The organism is Corynebacterium macclintockiae (genome assembly GCF_027570165.1).
Lineage (GTDB): Bacteria > Actinomycetota > Actinomycetes > Mycobacteriales > Mycobacteriaceae > Corynebacterium > Corynebacterium macclintockiae.
This window is the reverse complement of record NZ_JAKMUV010000004.1, coordinates 77,987-103,259: the sequence shown is the minus strand read 5'-3', so window position 1 is coordinate 103,259 and position 25,273 is coordinate 77,987. Positions and strand designations below refer to the sequence as shown.

23 protein-coding genes are annotated in these 25,273 nt (G+C 63.5%); 13 read left to right on the top strand and 10 right to left on the bottom strand.

What is annotated here, in order from left to right:
- The 8 genes from L8U58_RS05300 to L8U58_RS05265 all read left to right on the top strand — a co-directional run bounded on the left by L8U58_RS05300 (position 1) and on the right by L8U58_RS05265 (position 8,154).
- Positions 1–210, top strand: a complete 210-nt coding sequence (locus L8U58_RS05300) for a hypothetical protein (RefSeq protein ID WP_034971702.1) — start codon at positions 1–3, stop codon at positions 208–210.
- Positions 211–441: 231 nt separating this feature from the next.
- Complete coding sequence (locus L8U58_RS05295) at positions 442–1,242, top strand: phosphoadenylyl-sulfate reductase (RefSeq protein ID WP_269954855.1); 801 nt, start codon at positions 442–444, stop codon at positions 1,240–1,242.
- Entirely contained in the window at positions 1,239–2,153 is a 915-nt protein-coding gene (cysD, locus tag L8U58_RS05290; RefSeq protein WP_269954854.1) for a sulfate adenylyltransferase subunit CysD, read from the top strand. Before L8U58_RS05295 ends, cysD begins: the two co-directional genes overlap by 4 nt.
- Positions 2,153–3,412, top strand: a complete 1,260-nt coding sequence (locus L8U58_RS05285; RefSeq protein ID WP_269954853.1) for a sulfate adenylyltransferase subunit 1 — start codon at positions 2,153–2,155, stop codon at positions 3,410–3,412. The genes cysD and L8U58_RS05285 overlap by 1 nt, the downstream gene beginning before the upstream one ends.
- Position 3,413: 1 nt before the next feature.
- On the top strand, positions 3,414–4,169 hold the full coding sequence (locus L8U58_RS05280) for a sirohydrochlorin chelatase (RefSeq protein ID WP_269954852.1): 756 nt from the start codon (positions 3,414–3,416) through the stop codon (positions 4,167–4,169).
- A gap of 88 nt (positions 4,170–4,257) precedes the next feature.
- Positions 4,258–5,265, top strand: a complete 1,008-nt coding sequence (locus L8U58_RS05275) for a sulfite exporter TauE/SafE family protein (RefSeq protein WP_034969216.1) — start codon at positions 4,258–4,260, stop codon at positions 5,263–5,265.
- A gap of 97 nt (positions 5,266–5,362) precedes the next feature.
- On the top strand, positions 5,363–6,856 hold the full coding sequence (gene pta / locus L8U58_RS05270; RefSeq protein WP_420839835.1) for a phosphate acetyltransferase: 1,494 nt from the start codon (positions 5,363–5,365) through the stop codon (positions 6,854–6,856).
- A gap of 86 nt (positions 6,857–6,942) precedes the next feature.
- Complete coding sequence (locus tag L8U58_RS05265; protein ID WP_269954851.1) at positions 6,943–8,154, top strand: acetate kinase; 1,212 nt, start codon at positions 6,943–6,945, stop codon at positions 8,152–8,154.
- Between the two features lie 552 nt (positions 8,155–8,706).
- Here L8U58_RS05265 and L8U58_RS05260 read toward each other — a convergent pair.
- The 3 genes from L8U58_RS05260 to L8U58_RS05250 are packed head-to-tail and all read right to left on the bottom strand — an operon-like array spanning position 8,707 to position 13,966.
- Complete coding sequence (locus L8U58_RS05260; protein WP_269954850.1) at positions 8,707–11,409, bottom strand: serine/threonine protein kinase; 2,703 nt, start codon at positions 11,407–11,409, stop codon at positions 8,707–8,709.
- Positions 11,406–12,548, bottom strand: a complete 1,143-nt coding sequence (locus L8U58_RS05255; RefSeq protein WP_080716679.1) for a transporter substrate-binding domain-containing protein — start codon at positions 12,546–12,548, stop codon at positions 11,406–11,408. The genes L8U58_RS05260 and L8U58_RS05255 overlap by 4 nt, the downstream gene beginning before the upstream one ends.
- Positions 12,548–13,966, bottom strand: a complete 1,419-nt coding sequence (locus tag L8U58_RS05250; protein ID WP_269954849.1) for a hypothetical protein — start codon at positions 13,964–13,966, stop codon at positions 12,548–12,550. Before L8U58_RS05250 ends, L8U58_RS05255 begins: the two co-directional genes overlap by 1 nt.
- Positions 13,967–14,037: 71 nt before the next feature.
- Between L8U58_RS05250 and L8U58_RS05245 the strand changes: the two genes are divergently transcribed.
- Together L8U58_RS05245 and L8U58_RS05240 are read left to right on the top strand one after the other, a co-directional pair.
- Positions 14,038–15,114, top strand: coding sequence for an ABC transporter ATP-binding protein (locus L8U58_RS05245; RefSeq protein WP_269954848.1), 1,077 nt, complete (start codon positions 14,038–14,040; stop codon positions 15,112–15,114).
- Complete coding sequence (locus L8U58_RS05240) at positions 15,114–15,926, top strand: ABC transporter permease (RefSeq protein ID WP_269954847.1); 813 nt, start codon at positions 15,114–15,116, stop codon at positions 15,924–15,926. Before L8U58_RS05245 ends, L8U58_RS05240 begins: the two co-directional genes overlap by 1 nt.
- A 90-nt stretch (positions 15,927–16,016) precedes the next feature.
- On the opposite strand, the gene L8U58_RS05235 is transcribed toward L8U58_RS05240, so the two are convergent.
- The 5 genes from L8U58_RS05235 to L8U58_RS05215 all read right to left on the bottom strand — a co-directional run bounded on the left by L8U58_RS05235 (position 16,017) and on the right by L8U58_RS05215 (position 20,608).
- Complete coding sequence (locus L8U58_RS05235; protein WP_034969194.1) at positions 16,017–16,559, bottom strand: MarR family winged helix-turn-helix transcriptional regulator; 543 nt, start codon at positions 16,557–16,559, stop codon at positions 16,017–16,019.
- 113 nt (positions 16,560–16,672) lie between these two features.
- The gene (cls, locus tag L8U58_RS05230; protein WP_269954846.1) at positions 16,673–18,184 is read right to left on the bottom strand and encodes a cardiolipin synthase; all 1,512 of its coding nucleotides are present in this window, start codon (positions 18,182–18,184) and stop codon (positions 16,673–16,675) included.
- A 3-nt stretch (positions 18,185–18,187) separates the two neighbouring features.
- Positions 18,188–19,012: an exodeoxyribonuclease III gene (locus tag L8U58_RS05225; protein ID WP_269954845.1), complete on the bottom strand. Its 825-nt coding sequence runs from the start codon at positions 19,010–19,012 to the stop codon at positions 18,188–18,190.
- A gap of 11 nt (positions 19,013–19,023) precedes the next feature.
- The gene (locus tag L8U58_RS05220; protein WP_269954844.1) at positions 19,024–20,034 is read right to left on the bottom strand and encodes an N-acetylglutamate synthase, CG3035 family; all 1,011 of its coding nucleotides are present in this window, start codon (positions 20,032–20,034) and stop codon (positions 19,024–19,026) included.
- A complete protein-coding gene (locus L8U58_RS05215; RefSeq protein WP_034969180.1) occupies positions 20,027–20,608 on the bottom strand; it encodes a peptide deformylase in 582 nt (193 codons plus the stop codon). The genes L8U58_RS05220 and L8U58_RS05215 overlap by 8 nt, the downstream gene beginning before the upstream one ends.
- Before the next feature lie 25 nt (positions 20,609–20,633).
- Between L8U58_RS05215 and L8U58_RS05210 the strand changes: the two genes are divergently transcribed.
- The 3 genes from L8U58_RS05210 to L8U58_RS05200 are packed head-to-tail and all read left to right on the top strand — an operon-like array spanning position 20,634 to position 22,818.
- On the top strand, positions 20,634–20,843 hold the full coding sequence (locus L8U58_RS05210) for a DUF3263 domain-containing protein (RefSeq protein ID WP_034971735.1): 210 nt from the start codon (positions 20,634–20,636) through the stop codon (positions 20,841–20,843).
- A gap of 54 nt (positions 20,844–20,897) precedes the next feature.
- A complete protein-coding gene (locus tag L8U58_RS05205) occupies positions 20,898–21,590 on the top strand; it encodes a LytR C-terminal domain-containing protein (protein ID WP_269954843.1) in 693 nt (230 codons plus the stop codon).
- A gap of 49 nt (positions 21,591–21,639) precedes the next feature.
- The gene (locus L8U58_RS05200) at positions 21,640–22,818 is read left to right on the top strand and encodes a glutamate--cysteine ligase (RefSeq protein ID WP_035007535.1); all 1,179 of its coding nucleotides are present in this window, start codon (positions 21,640–21,642) and stop codon (positions 22,816–22,818) included.
- 65 nt (positions 22,819–22,883) lie between these two features.
- Here L8U58_RS05200 and L8U58_RS05195 read toward each other — a convergent pair whose 3' ends face one another.
- Positions 22,884–23,504 (bottom strand): hypothetical protein, encoded by a 621-nt coding sequence (locus L8U58_RS05195; RefSeq protein ID WP_034974890.1) that lies wholly within the window; start codon positions 23,502–23,504, stop codon positions 22,884–22,886.
- A gap of 265 nt (positions 23,505–23,769) precedes the next feature.
- Positions 23,770–25,161, bottom strand: a complete 1,392-nt coding sequence (locus tag L8U58_RS05190) for a dipeptidase (RefSeq protein ID WP_269954842.1) — start codon at positions 25,159–25,161, stop codon at positions 23,770–23,772.
- Positions 25,162–25,273 lie beyond the last annotated feature (112 nt).

Here is a 25,273-nt window from a genome sequence, read left to right as displayed (position 1 = left end):
ATGAGTGTTCCCGATATGGATTCCTTGCCCAGCGTGAACGAGCAGCTTGGCGGCCGTGCGGGCCACCCGAATGCCCGCCGCGCCACCGTGAATAACTGCCCCTACTGCATGTCCCAGAACCTGTTCCCCGACGCGGAGACCGACAACGCCTGGCAGTGCCGCGAGTGTATGCGCGTTTTCTCCGTCAAGTTCCACGGACAGCTGTTGTAACTGACTTTTTATTGACGCCCTTTGCCTCCACCCCTGAAAGACCTTTCGTGCCCTTTGCGCAGGTAGCGGCGGTGGGGCGTCACAAAGAATCTTGAACTTGGTTGAGAAGATGGACAGATTGGTCTATTGTGGTGAAGGTTAAAACAGACTGATCGGTCTGTCTAGGGAAAGCTTCCCCGAGTTCTTGCAAGACACACTTCACAAACCCAACAACCCCGAGAAGAGGAGCTCATGAGCCTGGTAGATGCGACCGGCCTGCTCGGCGGGAATTCGGACAAGTACCGAGACCCCGCCGAGAGTCCGAAGGGCGCGCCGACCAAGACCACGCCGCTGAGCGACGAGGAGCGAGCGGCAAACGAGCAGCTCGTCGCCGAATGGAACGACAAGCTAGAGGGCGCCAGCGCCGAAGAAATCATGGACTGGGTGGCCGAACACGTGCCCGGGAAGATCGCCGTGACCATGTCGATGCAGGATACAGTCTTGGCCGAGCTGGCCGAGGGGCGCCTGGCCGACGACCGCGCCGAGCTGGTGTTCCTGGATACCGGCTACCACTTCGCCGAGACGCTCGAGACCCGCGACAAGGTCCAGCAGCGCTACAACCTGCCGCTGGAGAACATCACCCCGGTGCTCAGCCGCGAAGAGCAGGACAAGACCTACGGCCCGCGCCTGTACTCCCGCGACAACACCGCCTGCTGCCGCATGCGCAAGGTCGAGCCGCTGGCGCGGATGCTGAACCCCTTCAACGCCTGGATCACTGGCGTGCGCCGCGTGGACAACGCCTTGCGCGCCAACACCCCGGTGCTGGATGTCGACCGCACCGGTCGGCTGAAGATCAACCCCATCGTCGCCTGGAGTGACGAGGACGTGGAGGCCTACATCGCCGACCACGATCTGATCATCAACCCCCTGACGAAGCAGGGCTACCCGTCGATCGGCTGCGAAACATGCACCCTGCCGGTTGCCGAAGGACAGGACCCCCGATCCGGCCGCTGGGCCGGCTCCAACAAGACAGAATGCGGACTTCACACATGAGCAATGACAACATCACCGCCCTCTCGCCGCACCTGGCGAGCCTCGAGGCGGAAGCAATCGAGATCCTGCGCGAGGTAGCAGGCCAGTTCGAGCGTCCCGCGCTGCTGTTTTCCGGCGGCAAGGATTCCGTCGTGGTCCTGGAACTGGCCAAGCGCGCCTTCCACCCCGCACCGGTTCCCTTTGAGCTGGTGCACGTGGACACCGGCCACAACTTCCCGGAGGTCATCGAGTTCCGCGACAAGATCGCTGCGGATCCGAAGGTGACGCTCCACGTCGCCGCCGTCCAGGACTGGATCGACAGTGGTGGTGTCCAGGAGCGCCCCGACGGCACCCGAAACCCGCTGCAGACCGTGCCGCTGGTGGAGACCATCCAGAACCGCGGATACGACGCGGTGCTGGGCGGTGCCCGCCGCGACGAGGAGAAGGCGCGCGCGAAGGAGCGCGTGTTCTCCGTGCGCGACAGCTTCGGCGGCTGGAACCCGCGCCGCCAGCGCCCCGAGCTGTGGGGCCTGTACAACGGTCGCCACCAGGTGGGGGAGAACATTCGCGTGTTCCCGATCTCTAACTGGACTGAGGCCGACGTGTGGGACTACATCCGCGACCGCAACGTTGAGGTTCCGGCGATCTACTACTCCCACCAGCGCGAGGTATTCAACCGCAACGGCATGTGGCTGACCCCGGGCGAGTGGGGTGGTCCGAAGGAAGGCGAGGAGCTGGTCGAAAAGACCGTGCGCTACCGCACCGTCGGTGACATGAGCTGCACCGGCGCCGTCCTTTCCACCGCCACGACGATCGAGGACGTGATCGACGAAATCCGCCAGTCCACCACCACCGAGCGCGGCGCCACCCGTGCCGACGACAAGCTCAGTGAGTCCTCCATGGAGGATCGCAAGAAGGAAGGTTACTTCTGATGTCCACCAACCTGCCGACCCTCCGCCTGTGCACCGCCGGCTCCGTCGATGACGGCAAGTCCACCTTCGTGGGCCGATTGTTGCACGACACGAAGTCCATCCTGGCCGACCAGTACGAGTCTGTGGAGCGCGTCTCCAACGCCAAGGGCCTGGAGAACCCCGACCTGTCCCTGCTGGTCGATGGCCTGCGCGCCGAGCGCGAGCAGGGCATCACCATCGACGTGGCCTACCGTTACTTCGCCACCGACAAGCGCAGCTTCATCCTGGCCGACACCCCGGGGCACGTGCAGTACACGCGCAACACCGTCACGGGCCTGTCCACCTCCGAGCTGGTCATTGTTCTTGTTGACGCCCGCAACGGCGTGATCGAGCAGACCCGTCGCCACCTGACCGTGGCGGCGATGATGAAGATCTCCCACGTGATCGTGGCCGTCAACAAGATCGACGCGGTCGATTTCAGCGAACAGGTGTTTAACGACGTCAAGGCCGATGTGGACGCACTGGTCACCGAGTTGGGACTGGCACACGTCGACGTGGTTCCGACCTCCGCTCTGCTGGGCGATAACGTCGTCGAGCGTAGCCAGAACACCCCGTGGTACACGGGGCCGTCCGTACTGGAGATCCTGGAGACCGCCGAGCCGGCGAAGAACACCGTCGACGTCGAGCGCGGCCTGCGCTTCCCGATCCAGATCGTCATCCGCGACCACGCCACCGACTACCGTGGCTACGCTGGCCGCATCACCGCGGGCAAGGTGTCCGTCGGCGATAAGGTGCTGGCCGCCGGCCGCGAGGCAATCATCGAGGGCATCGACGGTCCGGCAGGGGAGCAGCAGACCGCCACCCGCGGCGAGTCCGTTTCCCTCCGACTGGACCGCGACATCGACCTGTCCCGCGGGGACATCATCGCGGCCGACGACCTGCCGGAACCACAGCAGACCTTCACTGCCACGGTGTTCCACCTGTCCGAGACCCCGGTGCGCCTGCGCAGCAATGTGCTGGTGCGCTACGGCACCGCCCTGGTGCGGGGCCGCGTGGACGAGGTCATCCGGCGCGTGGACATCTCCGGTCGCAACCGCAGTGAAGAGGAGATCGCTCACGGCAGCGCCGACGAGCTGGCCCTCAACGACATCGCAGAGGTGCGCGTGACGGTGGCCGAGCCCCTGCCGGTCGAGGCCTACCGCCGCAGCGGCCGAGTTGGCTCGTTCCTGCTGGTCAACCCGGGTAGCGGCGACACTCTGACCGCAGGCTTGGTGAACTAACATGACCCGGCCGGTACCCATCATCTGCTTGGCGCACGGATCCCGCCACCCACAGGCGGACCAGGCGGTCGTCGAGATCGCCGAGCGTATCGCCGAGAGCACTAGGGTGCCGGCCTTTGCCGCTTTCCTGGATTTCCACCCCGCCACCCTGGCCACCGTCGCGCACCGCGTAGTCGCGGCGGGGTACTCGGAGGCGGTTGTGGTTCCGTTGCTGTTCACTAGGGCTTTTCACGCCCGTCACGACGTCCCCGCTGCCATTGCTGAGGCTGCCGAGTCTATCGACGCCACCTCTTCCGCCAGCCTGACCCTGCATCTAGCCGATGGCTTGGGAACCGGTGCTGACATGGAAGCGCTGGTGGCTGACTTTACGGCTCAGTATCTTGCTGAGATTACCGCTGGGCCTGCAGATGCCGAGAGCGCTGGTGCCAGCATCGACAAGCTGGCGCTGTATTTCGTGGGTTCCAGCCAGCCCGGCGCCAACGAGGCGGTAGCCGAGTTCGCCGAGCGCGTCGGCGCCCGACTGAACATGCGCACCACTCGCTCCTTCGTTGCCACGGGCGAGCACCCGGGCAAGGATACGAACGCCCTGCTGGACTTCGCGGACGAACGCACCGTCACCGTGCCGCTGTTCGTCAGCCCCGGGCTGCTGTGGGACAGAGCCAAAGACCGAATGCCAAGCGGCCGGACATGTACCCGTCACCTCGGTGCCGCGGTTGCTCCGGTCGTTATCAGCCGCGCCTGTTGCGCTCTGCCCTAACTTCCCTAGCCAAGCTCCCTAACCGATTTCCCACAACAGCCCTCTTCACAACAGCTCCCCTCACAACACAACTCTCTAGGACTAACCCATGAAGATCTTGATTTTCGCCATCGTTGGCGTGGTAGCCCAGTTGGTCGATGGCGCGCTAGGCATGGCATTCGGCATCACGGCGACAACGCTGCTGATTTTCTCCGGCCTCGGTCCCGCGCACGCCTCCGCCGCCGTCCACCTCGCAGAGGTCGGCACCACGCTGTTTTCTGGCCTGTCGCACTGGCGGCTGAAGAACGTCCACTGGCCGACTGTCCTCGCCCTCGGCGTACCGGGAGCCATCGGTGCCTTTATGGGCGCCTATGTGCTCAGCAACCTATCCACCAAGGCCGCTGAGCCCGTCGTCTCCACCCTGCTGGTGCTTCTCGGCGCCTACGTGCTGGTGCGCAGTGTGGCCGTGCCGTGGAAGAAGGATGAAAAAACCCAGCCGGTCTCCACCACCCGCCGCTCCCGTTTCGGCCTGGCAGGCCTGGGCCTGGCCGGTGGCTTCCTGGATGCTTCTGGTGGTGGCGGCTGGGGGCCGGTCACGACCTCCACTCTGATGAGTGTGGGCAAGGCCGAGCCCCGCCGCATCATCGGCACGGTCAACACCGCCGAGTTCCTGGTTTCCGTCTCCGCCTCCGCCGGCTTCGTAGTCGGCATGGGTTCCGAGCTCTCGCAGAACTGGCAGCCCGTGGTCGGCCTGCTGGTCGGTGGCGCCATCGCTGCCCCCATTGCCGCGTGGATCGTGACCATTATGAAGCCAGAAGTACTGGGCGGAGTGGTCGGTGCCCTGCTGATGCTGCTGAACTCCAGCCGACTGGTGAACTACTTCGGTTTCCTCGGCGTAGTCGCCGTCATCCTCATCGGCCTGGCCGTCATCGTCGCACTCGTTGTCGTCCGCAAGCGCTCCCTGCTGGAACGCTCACTGACCGGCGACGATGTACCGGAAAACTCGCAGCAATCCACCTCTGACAGCGATGCTGTGGCCGCCGAGCGGTCGGCAAGTGGGCGTCAATACGAAAAACAGTGCGAACAAGAAAGAGAAAAAGAGCGCGCCAGGGGGTAAAACGAGGGCGAACCTTCCGCGCGCGCCTCGCCAGTGCGGGGCGGCCAAGGCACAATGGAGGTGAGAAAAGAACTCCATTGAGGAAGGTACGTGAGCTGTGTCTACTGGGACTGGATCCACTGGTACGAATGCCGTTATCTCGCCGATAGCTAGCGCCGCCGCCCGGCGCTCCGACATCCTGGAAGCACTGGGCGAAGCAGGTTCCGTCGACATCTTCGACACGATCCGCCCGTCGGCCCCGGACTTTGCCGCCGCCCTCGACGCGGCCTACGGCGCGGAAGCAGCTACCGACAGCGCGGCTGGCAATGCGGCTGGACCTACGACAGGCGCAGTGCTGCTGGGCACCGGGGAAATCAACTTCGATTCGCGCCTCGCCGCCGCTGCCGGAGCCTCCCACTACCTCGTCGCGGGCAGCCCAGCCGATGCCACGGCGCTGCAGTTGGCTTCCGGGCAGCTCGTCCGCTCCGACCGCACACCTGCCGGTATCTCTTTTATTGACGCCACCGCCGCGGCCGGCTCGGCATCGTCCACCGCCGTCGAGGCCGAGGGGAAGGCGATCCGCCACGTCGCACTGGAGGACATTGCGAAGGCCGGCGCCAAGGAACCGGTGATCGGGCCGGAGCTGTTCGAGCGCAACCTGATGATCAAGGCCCGCGAAAAGAACGCACACATCGTGCTGCCGGAAGGCGAGGACGACCGCATCCTCACCGCCGCCGACCAGCTGCTGCGCGCCAAAGTGTGCAAGCTGACCATCCTGGGCAACCCGGACCAGATCGCCAGCCGAGCCAAGGAGCTGGGGCTGGATCTTTCTACAGCCACGCTGACTGACCCGACCGAGGGTAGCCAGTTGGAGGGGTTCGCCACCGAGTTCGCCGAGCTGCGCAAGCACAAGGGGATCACGCTGGAGCAGGCGCGGGAGACGATGCAAGACATCAGCTACTACGCCACGATGATGGTCCACAAGGGCATCGCCGACGGCATGGTCTCTGGCGCGGCCCACACGACCGCACACACCATTAAGCCCTCGTTCCAGATCATTAAGACCGCGCCGGGATCCTCGGTGGTCAGCTCCATCTTCCTGATGGTGATGGACGGCGTGCTGTGGGCATTCGGCGACTGCGCCGTGAACCCGAACCCCACGCCTGAGCAGCTGGCGGAGATCGCCGCAGTGTCCGCGCAGACCGCCTCCCAGTTCGGCATTGAGCCGAAGGTGGCGATGCTGAGCTACTCCACCGGCATGTCAGGCGCCGGTGCCGACGTCGAGGCCGTTGCTGCCGCAGTGAAGAAGGCCCAAGAGGATAACCCGGATCTGCCGCTGGACGGCCCGCTGCAGTTCGACGCCGCAGTCGTGGAATCCGTTGGCCAGAAGAAGCTGCCGGGCTCCGACGTGGCCGGGCAGGCGACCGTGTTCGTGTTCCCGGACCTGAACTGCGGAAACATCACCTACAAGGCGGTGCAGCGCACCGCCGACGCCCTGGCAGTGGGGCCGATTCTGCAGGGGCTGAACAAGCCAGTGAACGACCTGTCCCGCGGGGCGACCGTTCCGGACATTGTGAACACCGTGGCGATCACGGCGATCCAGGCTAAGTAGAGGCTCATAAAGCGCACTATGCGGCGGCTCCGGCCCAGCGGCAGCCCCGACAAAGCGGCAGCCCCGACAAAGAAGAGAGAAGACAAATGACCCAGTACGTACTCGTCCTTAACTCTGGTTCCAGCTCCATCAAGTTCCAGGTTCTCGACCCGAATGCCGACGCGACGGCCGACCCGTTCGTCTCCGGCATTGTCGAGAAAATCGGCGAGAAGAAGGGGCACATCCAGATTCAGACGGAAACGTCGAAGATGGAGGACAATCGCCCTATCCTCAGCCACTCTGTTGGCCTAGAACGTGCCTTCGGCATGATGACGCTACTGGGCGTCGGACCCCAAGACCTAGACCTGGTAGCAGCAGGGCACCGCGTGGTCCACGGCGGGGCAACGTTCACAGAGCCCGTACTGATCGACGACGACGTGATTGAGCAGCTGAAGGACCTGATCCCGCTCGCGCCGCTGCACAACCCCGCGAACATCGACGGCATCGAAAACGCGCGAGCGCTGCTGGAACACGTTCCGCACGTGGCCGTGTTCGATACCGCGTTCTTCTCCACGCTGCCGGAGCACGCCGCGAACTACGCCATCAAGAAGGACGTCGCCGAGGAATACAACATCCGCCGCTACGGCTTCCACGGCACCAGCCACGAGTACGTATCCTCCAAGGTGCCGGACCTGCTGGGCAAGCCCGCCGAGGAGGTCAACCAGATCACTCTGCACTTGGGTAACGGTGCTTCGGCCGCCGCGATTCGTGGCGGGAAGGCTGTTGATACGACGATGGGATTGACGCCACTCGCCGGCCTGGTCATGGGCACCCGTTCCGGCGACATTGACCCTGGCATTATTTTCCACCTGGCGCGCTCCGGTGGCATGACGGTGGATAAGATCGACAAACTGCTGAACCGCGAGTCCGGCCTGAAGGGGCTGGCCGGGGTGAATGACTTCCGCGAGCTGAAGACCATGATCGAGGATGGCGATGAGGACGCTCAGCTGGCCTACGACGTGTACATCCACGCACTTCGCCGCTTCATCGGGTCTTACATGCTGATTCTCGGTGGCGTGGACGCGATTGTGTTCACCGCAGGCGTGGGCGAGAACGCGGTGCAGGTGCGCCGCGATGCAATGGCTGACCTGCAGAACTTCGGCATTGAGATTGACGAGGCGCGGAATGAAAACTCCGAAGGGGTCGTCGGCGCACGGGAGATCTCGACTGACGATTCCAAGGTGAAGGTCTTCGTGGTGCCCACCAATGAGGAGCTGGCGATTGCCCGCCAGGCGACGGAGCTGGCTGCGCAGCAGTAGTGCCGGTTTAGCTCCCTTGGCTGGGTCAAAATGTCGGAAAAGCTGCAAAACGTTATTGGGTACTATTTCTACTTATGTAAAACTGCAGGTAGGAGCGTTGTTGTCGGTGGCACAAGTTTTGCTGGCTCTACGTTTTGCAACTTTTCCGACATGTAGAACTCTTGGGGAGGGTGAATTGCCTCAAAATGTGGAGAGGGTTCGCGCGTTGGCGGTTATTTAGCCCCGTCGGGGCAGGGATGTCGTTAGGGTGAGAATATGTGCGCTGTTGGGGTTCCGATTGGGGGCTTGTGGAACCGAAATGTCGTTAGAACGAGAATACGTTAATGCAATGAGTTTTCACTAGTGTAAAAGTGCAGGTAGAGGGCTTGGAGCTGGGCACAGAATTTTTTCGGCCTTCGCAGATTCCCGATCTAGCGACATTTGACTGGCAGATGGCCTGCGGATTCCCGATCTAGCGACATTTGATCCGGGAAAGCTGGGCAGGTGGGACTGCAGGGGAAAGCCGGGCAGGACGAGAGAGGGCGGAGGGGGCGGAGCAGGGGAAAAGCCTGCTCAGAACCAGGTTCGAGGGCGGATCCGGTTGGCCATGTCCACCAAGTGATACCTGTGGCGGGCGAAAGGAGCCTGGCGAGCCAGCTGGCGCAGGCTCGCTTCAAGGCCGGAGCGTAGTCCGCGCTCGGTGAATTGCACGTCAAATAGTGGCGCTGACGCGGCTCGACGTCTCGCTTTACCGGAGCCGCTGGAGCCGCCGGGGCCGCCGGAGCCGCTTGAGCCGTCTGGGGCTTTAGAGGCGCCAGTCCTGGAGGACGCGCCGGAGGACGCGCTGGACGACGCGCTGGAGGACGCGCCGGAGGACCCGCTGGAAGATGTACTGGGGCTGGGAAGGCTGTCCGGAGCTTTGGATCCGTAAGTGCCGGAAGATGCGTTGAAGTCGCCAGCCGGGCCGCCGCCGACCACGCCGCCGCCGACCACGCCGCCGCCGACCACGCCGCCGACCACACCAGCGCCATCATCCGGCACGTCGCCCACACCCCGCAGCCACGTCAGCCCCGCACTCAGCACGGCTATCCGAACCTGCGACAGTCGCGGCTCGTTAGTCGGCAGCGTTTCCAAACGCCTAGCCGCACGGCGGATGCGGGATTCGGTGAGGCGGTTGGCGTCAGAAATAAGCAACAGAATAGAAGTCAACCGCGCCAAACGATTGTGCCGCGACGACTGCGGCAGCCGATCCAACGCCGCGACGGCCGAATCGACCATGCCCTCCGCGTACAGCTGCCTGGCCAGGCCAAACGCGCTCGAAACGGTGGAAGGGTTCGTGGCCCACACCAACCCGTACAAGCGCATGGCGTGGAATCGCAGGCTGATGGGATCCTGCGTGATGTGATCCCAGCCAGGAATGCCCGTGTAATCCTTCACCGGCACCCGCTGCGCATAAGCCAGGGAAGAGGCTGCGCGGGCGATGTGTTCGCTCAGCAGCTTCGTGGAGTTCACGCCCTGCTGCTGCAGCAACAGCTCATCCGTCGCAGCCAAGGCCAGCTTCGGCGCAGGCTCGCCGGGAAGAATGTACAGCACCCGGTTGAAGAACTTCTGCGCCTCCGCAAACTTCCCCGTCAGCAGCGCAGCAACCCCAGAGTGCCACTGGAAGCGCCAGTCGTTCTCCAGCCGCGGCTTCAGCTCGGCCAGCAGATCCTGTGCCTCGCGGGTACGCCCCACGTCCAACAGCGCACGCACCATCGTCAGGGGAATCTCCACGGAATGCTTCAAGTCCGGCTGGGCATAGGCCGCGCGCAGGGTATCCAGCAGGTCGCCGGCCTCGGTAAAGCTGGTGGCGGACAGCAGCCCATAGCCCGGATCCTTCGAATCGGCCAGCGGGGTCGGCAACGCGCTGACGACCTCGGGGACGGAAACCTCCGCGGACCTCACCACACCGTCGACCAGCTGGTCCGTGCGGAACACAATGTGCTTCGTGCCGAAGGTACTGCGCTGCGCGGTGAAGCGGGTGTTCAGGTGCGGGTAGTGGCGGCCGTCGCGGATGGCCAGGATCTCCCGCAGCACGCCGATCAGCTGGTTTGCCATCGCGGTGGCGGAGCCAAAGCGCGCGTCCGGGTTCTCATCTGTCGCGCGCAGCAGCAAGCGGTAAAGGGAAAGGTATTCGCGGAACAGCGGCACTTCGTCCGGGGTGGGCAGCTGTGACGAATACACGCCGTCGACCACCGGCAAATTCACAATCAGCGCGGCCAGTGTGCGACCGACGGTGTAGATATCGCTGGCGACGGTCGGCCCGGTCTTCGCGATCTCGGGGGGCTGGAAGCCCTTCGTGCCGAAGATGTGCCCGAACGCGCCGATGCCCGTCACCGCGCCCAGGTCGATCAACTTCACCTGATCCTCGGTGATCAGGATGTTGTCCGGCTTCAAGTCGTTGTACACCACTCCACGGGAGTGCAGGTAGTCCAGTGCAGGCAGGATCTCTAGGATGTAGCCGATCGCCACGTCCGGCTCCAGCAGCCCGGAAGCCAGCTTGCGCCGCTGGGCGCGCAGCGACGGGCCGCCGACGTACTCCATCACGATGAACCCACCGGGCGAGCGCGGATCGTCGATGAAGTTGAAGATCTTCACGATGCCGGGGTGCGTAATGTCCGCCAGGAATGCCCGCTCTGATTCGGCGACGGCGCGTTCCTGTTCGTTCTTCGTGGCCATCATGCCTTTGAGCACCACGTAGCGGTCGGCGACGTTGTGGTCGACCGCGATGTACACCCACCCCAGGCCGCCGTGTGCGATGGGGCCCAGAATCTCGTATTGGCCTGCGATGATGTCGCCTGCTTTCAACGTCGGCGGGGCAATGCCCTTTTCGATTGCCGAGGTGGGGTCGATCACCGCGTCTTCGGGGTCCGTCGGGGCGATGAAAGGCAGCTGCACCATGCCGTCGGCCACGGACGCGCCGGAGCGGTGCGTGCCACGCCTCTTGCGGAATGTCGATAGCGCCTCAATCCGGGAGCGTTCTCCCGAGTCCACGGCACTGGCCGGGGATACCGCGCCCACGGGGGCGGTGTTGCGTACGGTCTCATCGGTGTCTTCGTCGGCATCGTCGTCGGCGAAGGGGTCGAAGATTACAGCCTCGGTGCTCTCGTCGGTGTCCTCGTCGGCGAAGGGGTCGAAGGGCACCGCCTCGGTGTGCACTTCGGGCTCGCTAACGCCCTCGCCCTCTGCACTATCGCTCACGCCCCCGCGCGGCTGCTCGTCATCGTGCTGCGTCATTGTTCCTCCACCGCCTTTCGCCTTAACTTGTTGAGTTCCTTCGATGCTTCTTCGTCGCGGTACTTTAACGGTAGTGGTGACGCCGGCCCCAGGTAGTCCGCCAGCCACGTGTCATACAGGTCTTGCCACGTTCCGTCGCGCCGAATCCTCTCGAGCGTGGAGTTCACCTGCATCACCAGGCCTGTTGTCTTTCGAGGGAATCCCGGGGGTGCGATGGCCACCGCGTAGTGGTTCGTATTCGAGGTTTCGGCCACCAGAGCGGTGTAGGGATCCTGGGCCTTCAGGCCGGTGAGGATGGCGTCATCCGTATAGATAGCGTCGGTCTGGAAGCGCTGCATGGCCATGAGGCAATCAGTCCATGCCTGGGCCAGCAGCAGCCTCCCCACGTCGTATTGCTTGATCCGCACGGCGGAGGTCGAGTCGCGCGTCACGCACACAGTCTTGTCGTGCAGCTGGTCGAAGCTTTCGATCTTGGAATCGCTCAGCACCAGCAGGCGCGAATGAACCTGCAGGTAAGGAATGGAAAACTCGACCTTCGACTGGCGCGAGCGGGTGGGGGACATCGTCCGCACGACGATATCTACGTCCCCGCTCCGTAGCGCTTCCGCGCGCTCGCGGCTCTCCACGTAGCGGAACTCGATCCTGTTGGGGTCGCCGAAGATATCCCTGGCGATCTCCCGCGCCAAGTCCACCTCGAAGCCCGCGACGTCACCCGTGACGGGGTCGCGGAATCCCAGCCGGTTCAGCGATTGGGCTACGCCCACGATCAGACGACCCCGGCGGAAAATCTCCGGCACGCGTTCCTTCGGCTTGCGGGTATCCGGCTTGATAGAGCCATAGGGTTCTTCACTGCCTGTGTTGTCGATGGCTGGGTTCATATCCGCTGCGGCGTCCGCATCGCCCGGTACATCGGCAGAATCGGCGTAGGACGCGCCGTAGGGCAGGTCTTCGTTGGCGTTGTGCTTAGCGTTCGGCCATTCGGGCAGGGTGGGGTTATCCATGGCGCAGGCCGTGGTTGCGGCAAGCGCGGCGGCAGAAAGGGTTGCTGCGATCGGCTTCAACAAAGCGGGCCACCAGCGCTGAATCCGCGGACTGTGTGGATTGCGTGAACGTAAAGTGCGTGAGTGCTGCTGTGCCATTAGAGGAACTCCTGCAGTCGGGGTCGCGTGCCGCCGATGACACACAGGGCCGACAGGACCGTCAGGGCCAGAACCAGGTTCGTCACGCGGCCAGCGGCGCTGCGGCTTTCGACCAGAATATCGCGCAGCTCGGCGCGGATGCTGCTGATGAGTTCCTGCATTTCATCGTCCACGATCGTGTAGTCCGACGTGTCCTCGCCGGGGTCACCCGGCCCGCGGCCGTCCTGGATGCCCTTGCCATTCGGGTCTTTCTTCACCTTCGTGTCCAGCGCGGCCGCCAGCGCTTCGGTGTAGCGGCCGTTCTGCAGTTCAGAAACCATGCGCGCGTGCGATTCGTCCCACGAGCGCAGGGCTTCGCGCGCCGTATCGATGCGCTCTGGGTGGCTCACTTGCTTGCGCAGTGCTTCCAGCTTCGAATCGATGTCGGCCATGGAATCAGAGAACTTCTGCTGGCGATCCTTGCCGTAGTCACGCTGAATCAGCCCCAGCGCTTCCTGTGTGCGCGATTGTTGCACCGAGATGCGCACTGCGGTGAGCTGCTCCAGCGGTCGCACGGTGCCTTGCACGTTTTGGTTACCCGCGTGCCACGTCAGGGCTGCGCTTGTGGACGCCCACACGAGTGCAAACAACATAAGTCCGGTGGCCGCTACATATCCGATGTTGAGCCGCCTGTTGGTCAGTGCTGCGAGCCAGAATTGCGCGATGACCAGCATGATGATCGCCGCCACAATTCCGGAGAGGGGGAACCAGAGGGGAGCAGATAGCTTCGCCTGCTGGGCGGAGACTTCCTCCGAGGTCCTGGAATATAGCTCCCGGGCAGCGGGCAGCATCGTGTTCTGCATCAGGGTGGAAGCCTGAGTCAGGTAGGAAGCGCCGACGGGGTTGCGCAGGCGGTCGTGCGTCTGCGCTTTGGACATCAGCTGGAGGTAATCCGGCAGAGAGTTCTGAATCTGCAGCACCAGCGCCATCTCGCGCGACTCAATGTCATCGATGCCACTGGTGGCGCGGATGATGGCTGACGAGGCGCTGGTCATGGCCGCGTCGTAATCCTTCGTGGCCGTATCGCTGGTGGACTTGCGCAGGAAGCTGGTGGTGGCCACGGAATCCGCCACGGACAGTGAGTTAAAAAGCTCCTGTGCTGCGTCCGACAGAGGTTCGGTACGGGTGACGAGGGTATTTAGCTGCGACTGGCGATTTTCTGAGCTGTAGACCATCGCGCCGCCGGCGGCGAGGATAGCCAAGACCAGAATGGTGGAGATGATGCTGAGAAGACCAGGGGATGTCCTGGCAAATCTCAGGAACCTGCGCGGCGCTTCCAGCGCCGGATTCATCAGTCCCCTAAACGACCGCCCACGACCGGTGGGGTGCTCGTCGCTGTCCATCCACCGGTCTGCCTCGAACGCAGTCACTGGGGGCATAAGCACAAAGTATATACACCCTAAGTAATTTCGCGTCTACAAAGTCGACTTAGTGTGGCACACTGGAACGCATGATTACGGTCAGTTCCCTTACCAAAGCCTATAAAGGCACTACGGTAGTCGATGATTTGAACTTTGAGGTCACCCCCGGAATAGTTACCGGGTTCTTAGGACCCAACGGTGCCGGCAAGTCTACGACGATGCGAATGATCGTCGGTTTGGATGAGCCGACGAAGGGCACTGCCCGAATCGACGGCAAGGCATACGCCGAATACAAGCATCCGCTGTCCAAGGTGGGCACCCTGCTGGACGCGAAGTGGGTGCACCCCAACCGCAGCGCGGCTTCGCACCTGCGCTGGGTCGCCGCGGCGAACGGCATCTCTAAGAAACGCGTGGATGAGGTCCTGGGTATTGTGGGCCTCAGCGACGTTGCCGGTCGTAAGGCCGGAAAGTTCTCTCTGGGCATGGGGCAGCGCCTCGGCCTGGCGTGCGCCTTGCTGGGCGACCCGGAGGTCCTGATCCTCGACGAGCCGGTCAACGGCCTGGACCCGGAGGGCATCCGCTGGGTTCGTGACTTCGTTCGGGCGCTGGCCCGTGAGGGTCGCACTGTACTGATCAGTTCGCACCTGCTCAGCGAGATGGCGCAGACCGCCGACCACCTGATCGTCATCGGCAAGGGTCGGCTGGTGGCCAACCAGAGCACCCACGAGTTCATCAAGTCGACCTCCGAGGTAGCCACCGTCGTCCGAACTGACCACGTTGATGAGATGAAGGCAGCCCTGATGGAGGAGCAGGTGCGCTTCGAAGAGGGCAAGGACCTGGACGGTCGCACGACACTCACCATTCCGCAGCAGGAAAGCGACTGGGTGGGCGCCCTGGCCTACAGCTATGGGCTGCGTCTGCGCGAGCTATCTGAGAAGCGCCCGAGTCTGGAGGACGCATACCTGCGTATGACGCAAGAGCACGTGGAGTACCACGCGAACGTCGAGGCGGCTCAAGCCACAGAGGCAGCTCAAGCCCCAGAGGCGGAATCCACGGCGGGGCGTCACCAAGAAAAGGCTGAGGCAACCAGCAAGGCTGAAGAAACCGGGAAGGCCGCCGAGGCAACCGGCAAGGCCGTGCGCCTGCAGAAAGAAGGGGACAAGTAATGGTGAACGTGATCCAGTCGGAACTCATTAAGATCCGCAGCACCAAGGCCCTGTGGTGGACCTCCGGGCTGATCCTGTTCTTCTCGCTAGGCTTCGCGCTGCTGAACGGCGGCATGACCGGCTCGCTGCTGAGTAGCGCCGAGACGCAGAAGGACCCGGAGCTGTACATGTCCGTCGCCAGCTCCATTAACGCTGGCATGGGCCTCAACGGCTTCCTGACCTTCGGCATGATGATCGTGATGATCCAGTCCGTCATGATGGTGACCACCGAATACGGTTCGAACACCAGCAAGACCACCCTGCTGGCCACCCCGACGCGTTGGCAGGTGCCGATCGCGAAGTTCCTGGTTTATGGGCTGATTGCCTCGATCCTGGCGTTTGTGTCGAACGTCGTCGGCACGATCCTGGCACGCTGGTCGCTCGGTTGGAAGCTGGAGGACGAGGAGCTGCTGAGCAAGGCCGGCCTCGGCGCCGACGGCCTGTGGGAGCAGATCTGGCGCACCGAGGTCTTCCTGCTGCTGACCATCGCCGCCGCCATCGGCGTGGGTTACCTGGTGCGCAACACCGCAGGTGGCATTGCCGCCCTGCTGCTGTGGAACCTGGTTATCGAGGGCACGCTGGTGCAACTGGTGCCGAAGGTCCGCGACTGGCTGCCGCCGTACATGCCTTTCACGAACGCCGACGCGTTCACCGGCATGCACGACCTGGAGGATGCGCCGTGGGGTCAGACCGGCTCGATCCTATACTTCGCCGCGTGGTGTGTGGTGCTCTTCGTGGCTGGACTGATCACGCTAAAGAAGCGCGACGCTTAAAGGCGTTCTATTTAGGACGCCCCTTCGCCCCACCGGCTATCACGCGCCAGGTGGGGCTTTCGCATGTCGGGCTAAGCCGGCTTGCACTGATTAGTCTGGCTTGCGCTGTAGATCGTCGACGAGAGATTCCGCGGCCAGGGAAAGATTGCGCAGCGCGGGCACGCCACGGCGCAGCTTTGCGATGTCGCGCGCGTCCATGCGGTCGGTGGCCTTAGTGATGATCAGCGCCCACTCGTCGGTGATGGAGTTCATCATGTCCACGCCCTCGTCGGTGAGGTAAAGATCCTGGGCGCGCTTGTCCTCCGGGTTGGCCTGGCGGCGTACCAGACCGGAGTTGATGAGGCGCCGGACAGTGGCCGATACGTTCGAGGCGCGGAGGAAGCGCAGTCGGGCAACGTCGGAAACGCCGCAGCCCGGATGCTGGGAAATGAACTGCAGCACCTCGATCTCCGACTGGGAGATCTCCAGTGACTGGTTCGGGCGCTCCATCAACCGGCGCGTGGCAGAAAGAAAGTCATACACTGCGGTGGCGATCTCGGCGACGTCGATCTCCGGCAGTATCTCGGGTGCCTTGCGCCCGCGTACCTGTGGCTGGGAAGGCGTTTGTGGCGGCTTCTGGGGTGACGGGGTCATCGGCGAAACTCTCTTTTGGCGTTTTAGCGTTCGTTCATTAATAACTTGTGAAACACCCTATATGACGCTGATCCCACTATTGCCTGATTTGCCAATAAAGGGAACGCCGAATGCTACTGCAGCGCGCTGGTGAGCCGCGCGACGTTATCCACGTACTGCTTGTACAGCGGCCGGGTGCTCCACTGCTCTTCGGTGAGCAGCGCCGAACGCTCCTTGTAGTCGTCCGTCAGCGCACGTAGTGCGTTCAAAAGCTCGCCCTTGCCGACCATCAGTGAAATCTCGTAGTTCAGGCCGAAGCTGCGCATGTCCATGTTAGAGCTACCCATCACTGCCACCTCGCCATCGGCGATGGCGAACTTGGAGTGCAGCACCTTCGGGTAGGGGTACAGGTACATGTGTACCCCGGCCTTCAGCAGCTCCGAGTAGTAGGAGGCCTGCGCGTGCCCCACCATCGGCTGATCCGACTTCTCGGAGACGTAGAGCTCCACCCGCACGCCGCGGTAGCAGGCGGTCGTCACGGCCTCCATGAGGGACTCGTCGGGGATGAAGTACGGGCTGATCAGCTTGAGCGTGTGCTTGGCGTGGTGTGCGATAGAGGTGAACAGTCGCAGGTTCGGCTCCGTGGTGAATCCCGGGCCGGAGGGCACGATCTGCATGATGTCCGCGCCCGTGTCCTGGTCGTGCGTATGCAGCCACTCCTTGGCATCCGTGGGGTTGATCAGGTCCAGTTCCTCGTTGGTTTCGGTGTACCAGTCCACGGCGAAAACCGAGTTGATGGTGCTGACGATCGGCCCGGTGAGCTCCGCCATCACGTCCACCCATTCGCGGCCGATCTTGTGGTTCTTCGGTTTCTGGTACGGGGCCTCGATCATGTTTTGCGAGCCGATGAAAGCCACCCGCCCGTCCACGACCACTAGCTTGCGGTGGTTGCGCAGGTCGGGGCGGCGGAAGCGCCACTTGAAAGGTTGCAGTGGCAGCATGACCTGCCAGTCCACGCCCATGGCCTTCAACCTCTTGCCCAGCTTCTTGTTGCCCTTGTACTTGTGCGCGCCGATGTGATCCCACAGCACGCGCACCGTCACGCCGCGCTGTGCGGCGCGCCCCAGCGCCTCGAAGAAGGGCTCGGTCGTATCGTCCCAGGCCATGATGTAAATCTCGACGTTTACATAGTCTTTCGCCGAGTCGATGGCGCGGCACATGGCGGCGATGGATTCCTCGTAGTCCGAATGCAGCGCCTGCATCGTCCCATCCACCGCCGGCAGCGCGGTGAGTTCGCGGTTGAGGCGCACCAGGGAGCGCAGTTCATCGCTCAGTTCGCTGCCCTCTGGCACGTCGGGCTCGTCGGAGCTCATGGTGCGGATCAGCTCGTTGGCCTGGTTCTGGATGCGGTGGCGGCGCCGGTTGATCGCTGGCGAGCCCATCAGCAGGAATAGGAATATGCCCAGGAAGGGAATGAGGAAGATGGCGAGCAGCCAGGCCATGGCGGACGTGGGGCGTCGTTCCTTAGGAACCCAGCCCAGGGCAAAGACCTTGAGCGTGTAGTCCAGAACGACCAGCGTGACCTGCCACCATTGCAGGTCGTCGGTGAACTCGCCGAAGATTCCAAAAAGATCGGGGAACGGCATGGCTTAGACTCCGCCGTTGGCTTTGCCGTCAGCGTTGCCGTCGACGCTGTAATCCACGATCACCGGAGCGTGGTCGGAGGCACCCTTGCCCTTGCGCTCATCGCGATCCACGCGCGCGGAAGTCGGGGTAAGCCCGCGGCAATACTGCAGGTCAATGCGCATTCCCTCGCCCTTTTGGAAGCGCATGGCCTGGTAGTCCCAGTAGGTGTATTCGTCGGCGATCAGGTCCGTCGCGGCCGTCATCCCCGCATCCTCCAGGGCGCGCAGCCGGGCGCGCTCGTTGGGGGTCACGTGCGTCCGACCGTCGAAGAAGCTGCGATCCCATACGTCCTTGTCGCGCGGGGCGATGTTGTAGTCGCCGACCAGGCACAACTTCTGGCTGCTCTTTCTTTCGGACGCCCCCACGCCCGAGCCCGCCGCATACGCCGCGAGGGCGTCGAGCCACCGCAGCTTGTAGGAGTAATGCGGATCCGCGATCTCGCGGCCGTTAGGAACGTACAGGCTCCAGATCTCCACGCCGCCGCAGGTCGCGCCAATCGCGCGTGCCTCCAGGGCCTGGTCAGCGTCCAGATCCTTGTCGAAGCCGGGCTGGCCGAAGTCGGTCTGCACGTCCTCCAGCCCCACCCGCGACAGGATGGCCACGCCGTTGAAGCTGTGCAGGCCGAAGTGGGTCTGCTGGTAGCCAGTGTCAGAGAAATCGGGGAACTGCTTGTCGGTGCACTTGGTTTCCTGCAGGCACAGTACGTCGACGTCGCTGCGCTGCAGGAACTCGCGCACCCGCTCCTCGCGGGTGCGTACGGAGTTGATGTTCCACGTGGCGATGCGCATGGTTAAGCATTCTAGCGCGTGCGCAGACTGCGACTACGGTGGTGTTCGCTGAAGCCCAGCTTGTGGTACAGCGCCTTTCCGGCGGTGTTGGAATCGATAACGTCCAGGTAGGCGCGGTCGGCGCCGTTGTCCTTGCCCCAGTCCAGGATGTGCTGGCACAGTAGGGTGCCCAGTCCCTGGCGGCGGTATTCCGGGGCGACGGCCACGGCGGAGTAGCCCAGCCAGCCGTCGGTGATGGTGGCGCGGGTGATGGCTGCGAGTTGCCCGTCGATGGTCAGGCGCGCGAAGCCTAGCTGGCCGTCGATGCGTTGGCTCAGCAGATCCAGGGCCTTCTTGGGCAGGGGTTGGCCGCGGAACTCGTACATGGAGAACCAGTCGGCAGTCGGACTGTCGTCGACTGTGAGCGCGACCTGTGCGTCGGCAAGTGGCGGGGTCAGCTGGCTTTCTGGCTGTCCACCCAGGTCTTTGCTCATCACCACGATCTCCGGCCCGCGTTCACCCGGCAGGTGCTCGGCGGGGCGGCCGATCCGGTCGGGGATCATCAGCTGGCACGGCAGGTCGTGGGAGCGGTAGAACTCCTGCAATTCCGCGAGCGGAACTTCTTGCAGCCCGGCGCTCGGACCGATGGGTACTGCGGAGTTGCTGCGTTCGGTGATGCCATCGCCCGCGCGCGCCAGCCAGCCGCCGATCATCTGGTTATCGATGCCGGGGAAGGCTGCGGCTTTGGCGGTCTCCAGCGCGCGTATATCGCTGTTGCGCACGGGTTTCGCGCTCAGGGTCTTCAGCACCACCACGTTGCCGTCCGGGATGATCCGGTCGTCGACCTGCAAAGGGTTCACGCTGCGGAGCACGCCGATCGCGTCGGTGACGGTGCCTGCGTCTTCAGTGACGCGGTAGCGCACCACCACGCGCACGCCCGGGCGGATGCTGACGGGGTCGGTGAGGCGGCTGATCGGGAACCCGAAGCCTTCCACCCGCCGCGCACCGGCGTGAGCGGCGGAGAAGGTCGTGTCCTTATTCATGTCCGAAAGGATCCTCGTCCACGCCGGGCAGCCAGGTGTTGCCTGCGTGATCCCAGCCCTCGGCCTTAATGGCCTTCTTGGACTTGCGCTTCCAGCGGCCGATCAGGGTGTCGGTGTAGAGGTAACCGTCCAGGTGGCCGACCTCGTGCTGAAGGCAGCGGGCGAAGAAGCCGGTGCCCTCGACGGTGACTTCCTCACCGTTTTCGTCCAGGCCGGTCACTCGCGCCCAGTCGGCGCGGCCGGTGGGGAAGGAGTAGCCGGGTACGGACAGGCAGCCTTCCTCGTCCTCTTCCTCGTCGGGCATGGATTCGGGGATCTCGCTGGTTTCCAGTACCGGGTTGATCACGCAGCCGCGGCGCATTGTGCCCAGCTCTGTGTCGGGGCAGTCGTAGATGAAGAACCTTTTATTGACGCCAACCTGGTTGGCCGCCAATCCCACACCATTGGCCGCGGACAGAGTTTCGTACATGTCCTCGATCAGGGTGGCGAGGTCTGGGATCTCGCTCGGGTCCACCTTGGTGGTGGGGTTGTGGAGGACGGGGTCGCCACAGATGACGATAGGCATGATGGTCATGACTCACAGTCTAGAATCTATTGCCATGTTGTCAGACCGAGAGATCGCCATTTTGGAGTTTGAGCGCCACTGGTGGCTGGATACCAGCGCAAAGAACGAGCACATCCGTGGCGAGTTCGGGGTGGATCCGGTGCGCTATTTCCAACAGCTCAACCGTTTGATCGAGCGCCCCGAGGCGCTGGATTTCGATCCCGTGTTGGTGCGGATGTTGCTGCGCCGCCGCGACGAAGAGTGAGCGACCGCGCGTGTCAGGCTTGTTACCAATGTTGCGAAAGTTAAAATCTGAGGCGTGACTGATTCGAACCGACCACGCCATGCACTCGACGACGCAGAGGATAGCGAGAACCTCGGCTTGCCCCTCCGCGGGCTCGCCATGATTCTGATCGCTGTGGCCGTCCTGCTGATCGGCTGGGCTGCCTACTCCCTGACGGGGAAGGATTCCGACGAATCCAACCGGGCCAGCCAGAGCCAGCAGACCAGCCAGGCGCAGAACCAGCCTGGTAAGGCTCCCTCGAACGAGCAGGGTTCGCGCACCCCCGGTGGTCCCGAGTCCGACAAGCCGAAGCCGGAAGGCGAGCAGGCTGGCCGGGAGAATGCTTCCGCCGATGGGCGCCAGGAAGGCGAAGCTAATCCGGCGGAGGGTGGCGTCAATAAAGAAAACACCTATGTGGCCGTCCTCAACAACAGTCCCATCGCAGGGCTCGCCGGCGACGTAGCTAACAAGATGCGCGACCAACAGTGGAGCAAGACCGGTGTGGGCAACCTCCCGGACGAATCGGGTGTGTTCCCGACGTCTGTAGTGCTCTACTCGAAGGGTAATGACGCCGAACGTCAGCTAGCCGAGCAGCTCGCCAAGGACCTCGGCATCTCCTCGCGCGAACGGGATGAGGTGACCGATCGCACCCTCACTGGTGTAACCATGCTGGAGGGGGAGCGCCCCGCGGGTGTCGTTGTTGTGACAACAAATGACATGCCCCGTTAAAGTAAAAGAGTTCTTTAAACTTCTGTCTACATATCTTTAAGGGGCCACAATGGACTTCCCGGGTTCCGCGCCTTCTGTTGGTATTGAGTGGGAAGTCGCCCTCGTTGACCCCGAAACCCGCGACCTGGTTCCGCGTGCTGCGGAACTGCTGGAGCGGATGGACGAGGTGCACCCCGGCCACAAGGTCGTCCGCGAGTTTCTAGCGAATACCGTGGAGATGGTCTCCAGCGTGCACGGTACGATCCCGGAGGCCGTGGAGGAGCTGCGCGGCCAGGCCAAGCAGCTGCTGGAATGCGCGGACGACATCGGCGTGAACCTGTTCTCCGCTGGCACGCACCCATTCGCACACTGGGGGGACCAGAAGCTTAGCGAAAAGGGCAGCTACCAGGAGATCATCGAGCGCACCCAGTACTGGGGCCGCCAGATGCTGATCTGGGGAATCCACGTGCACGTGGGCGTGGGCTCCAAGGAAAAGGTGTGGCCGATCATCAACGCGTTGATGACGCACTACCCGCACATTTTGGCCATGTCCGCCAGCTCGCCCGCATGGGAGGGGCTGGATACCGGCTATTCCTCCAACCGCACCCTGCTGTACCAGCAGTTGCCGACCGCGGGTATGCCCTACCACTTCGAGGACTGGGAGCGGTGGGAGGAATTCAACCGGGACCAGGATCGTTCCGGGGTGATCAACCACACCGGCTCGATGCACTTCGACGTGCGTCCCACCAAGTACGGCACGGTGGAGACCCGTTTTGCTGACGCCACGATGGAGCTGTGGGAGCTCGCAGCCATCGCCGCCTACACTCACTGCCTGGTGGTGTACTTCGAGCGCCGCCTGGATGCCGGCCACAAGCTGCCGAGCCTGCAGCCCTGGCATGTTGCGGAGAACAAATGGCGCGCGGCACGCTACGGCCTGGACGCGCTGATCATCACGGATAGGGAGACTAACGAGGCGCTGGTCACTGACGAGCTGGATGCGTGGGTGGATAGGCTCGCCCCGCTGTCGGAGGAGCTGGGCTGCGCCGCCGAGCTGCAGGATGTGCGCAAGCTGATCGCCCGCGGTGGGGACTACGCGCTGCAGCGTGCCGCCGCCCGGGAATACGGCGCGGCGCCGGAACCGGGCACGCGTACCCGCGGTGACGATGGGGTAGAGGGTGGCTTCACTCAGCCGGAGGCGTGGATCGCTGCGGTCGACCTGACGGTCGACCGACTGCGGAAGTCGCTGTAGTTACGCGGCCTAGCCGCTGTTACACGGCCTAGCCACCATGACGTGGCGAAGCTTAGAGGTGCAGCTTAGAGGTGCAGGCGGGAGGCTGCGTTGCACAGCGCGTTGGCGATCGAGGTATCGCGATCCGCGCCGAAGCCGACGGCCCACACGCGCTTGGACTTGTGCACCGCGTAAATGAAGGTCACCGTGGCCTCGAAGATGTCGTACTGGTGGAACTCCACAACTTCCACAGGGAAGCTGTGGTCAGCCAGAACCTCCGACATTGCAGAGGATGCGCCCATCGCGGTGATCTCCACGCGGGTGGCCTGCCCATCGGCGCGCAGGCCACTGACCTGCATGCTGAAGTCGTGGCGACCCAGCGAGCGGCGGGTGGCCTTCAGGTAATCCACGCGGATCGCGGCGGGAGCGTAGGTGCGGATGAACTTCTTCCACTCCATGCCGCGCGCCTCCTGGCGCATGCCGACCGGCAGGCGCTGCCCGAAGCGGGCGCGGAAAGGATCCTCCGCGAAGGTGCGGGTGCGCTTGCGGCGCTTTTCGATGCGAGTGTGTACCGGCTCGCTGAACGTCTTCGCAGTCGAACGTCGCGCGCTGGGTAGCGGGGTGTACACCGGCGCGTCTAGCTCCATGTCCTGGTCCGAGCTTGCGAAGCGGATCAAGGTCGTGGTGTTCGAAGTAGAGACGTTCATGGGAGTGGCTCGAATTTCTGGAACAGAATCTTACAAAGTGCGGTTGACTAAAAAGGTGCAGTTGGTTAAGTACTGCTACTTAAATAATGTAATCCGTCTCACTCTGAGATTCAAACTGTTGCCTAGTTCTCATTCTGTGAGATTTCCGGTGGTAGGGGCCGGTTCCAGGCAATAGTTCGGCAGCGTCTGGCAGCGTCTGGGTAGCGTTTGGGCAATGCTAGGGCAACGCCTCGGCAGTGCACGCGCACTAACCGAGAGCCAAGTGCTAGCTGTGGGCGGCCGCGGTGCGCAGCAGGAACAGTAGCTCCGCCGTGGCGATGGCCTCGATCTCACCCGGATCCACCGACTCGTCCGCCGAGTGGATGGCGCACTTCGGCTCCTCGATGCCATACAGCGCGAGCTCTGCCTCCGGATACGCGGACAGCAGCTTGTTCGTCAGTGGGATCGATCCGCCAGAGGCGACCTCCATCGTCTCCTTGCCGTACACTTCGCCCAGCGCCTCGCCGAGCAGCTGCAGAGCAGGGCCGGACGTATCTGCCTGAAATGCTTCGGCCAGCGAGCCACGCTCGATCTCCACCAGCGCGTTGGTCTTCTGGCTTTCCAGGTGCTTGACCAGCAGATCCTGGCATTCCTGCGGATCGCGTCCCGGCGGAACGCGCAGGCTCACGACGGCCGCCGCGTTCGCCGGAACGGAGTTCACCGAGTCCGCCACCGACAGTGCATCCAGGCCAGTGATCGTGATCGACGGATTCATTACCGTCAGGTCGTTCGGCTGCCACTCGCCGGTGCCGTACAGCTCCACGCCGTCGGTCACCCCGGCGTTGTCGCGGAATGCTTCTTCTGTGGGGCCGACGCCACCCCAGCGCTCCTTTGGCTCCAATCCCGGAACGGCCACCAAGCCGTCCTTGTCGTGGAGGGTGGACAGCAGCTGTACTAGCTCGACGAGGGCATCCGGAGCCGAGCCGCCGAACTGGCCGGAGTGCATCGGCTGCGCCAGCGTGCGGGTGCGCACCGTGACCGGCGCGGAACCGCGCAGTGCGGTGCAAAGGCTTGGCTCGCCCAGAGCGTCATTGCCGGAATCGGCAATGAGGAAGGTGTCGGCGGCGAAGAGTTCCGGCTTCTCGGCCAGAAGGTCCTCCAGGCCGTAGCCTCCGCGCTCCTCCGAGCCCTCGACGACGATTCGGATGCCGAGGTTTTTGGCGGCTGGGAAGTGGGCGTCCGAAAGAATAGAAAGAGCACGCAGCACCGCAACGTGCATGGCGACGTGGCCCTTGCAGTCGGCGGTACCACGGCCGTACCAGCGGCCGTCGCGTTCGGTAAGGATCCACGGGTCGGAGGTCCACTCGTTGACGTCGCCGGCGGGCTGCACGTCGAAGTGGGAGTACAGCAGGATGGTGGGGTAGCCCTCGGCGGGTTCGCGCAGGCCGATGACGGAGGTGGAGCCGTCGGTGGTGACATGACCGGTGACGGGGATGCCCACGCTGGTGAATGCGTCGATGACCCACTGTGCGGCGGCGGCATTGGCTTCCTCGAGCCCCGGGGTGGAGTGAACCGACTCGAAGGAGACGAGGGCGGTGAGATCCTCCTTGAGTTGTGGCATTTGCTCCGCGATGGCGGCACGGGCGAGGTCTAGCTGAGAGGTGTTGGAATTGCTCATAGATAACTACTGTAGCGACCGCACCGGACAGGGCCTTGTAGGTGGCAGTGCGTAGGTGGCAGTGCCGCGACTAGTGTTACGGCCGTAAGTAACGCAAGGAACGCGCAAGCAT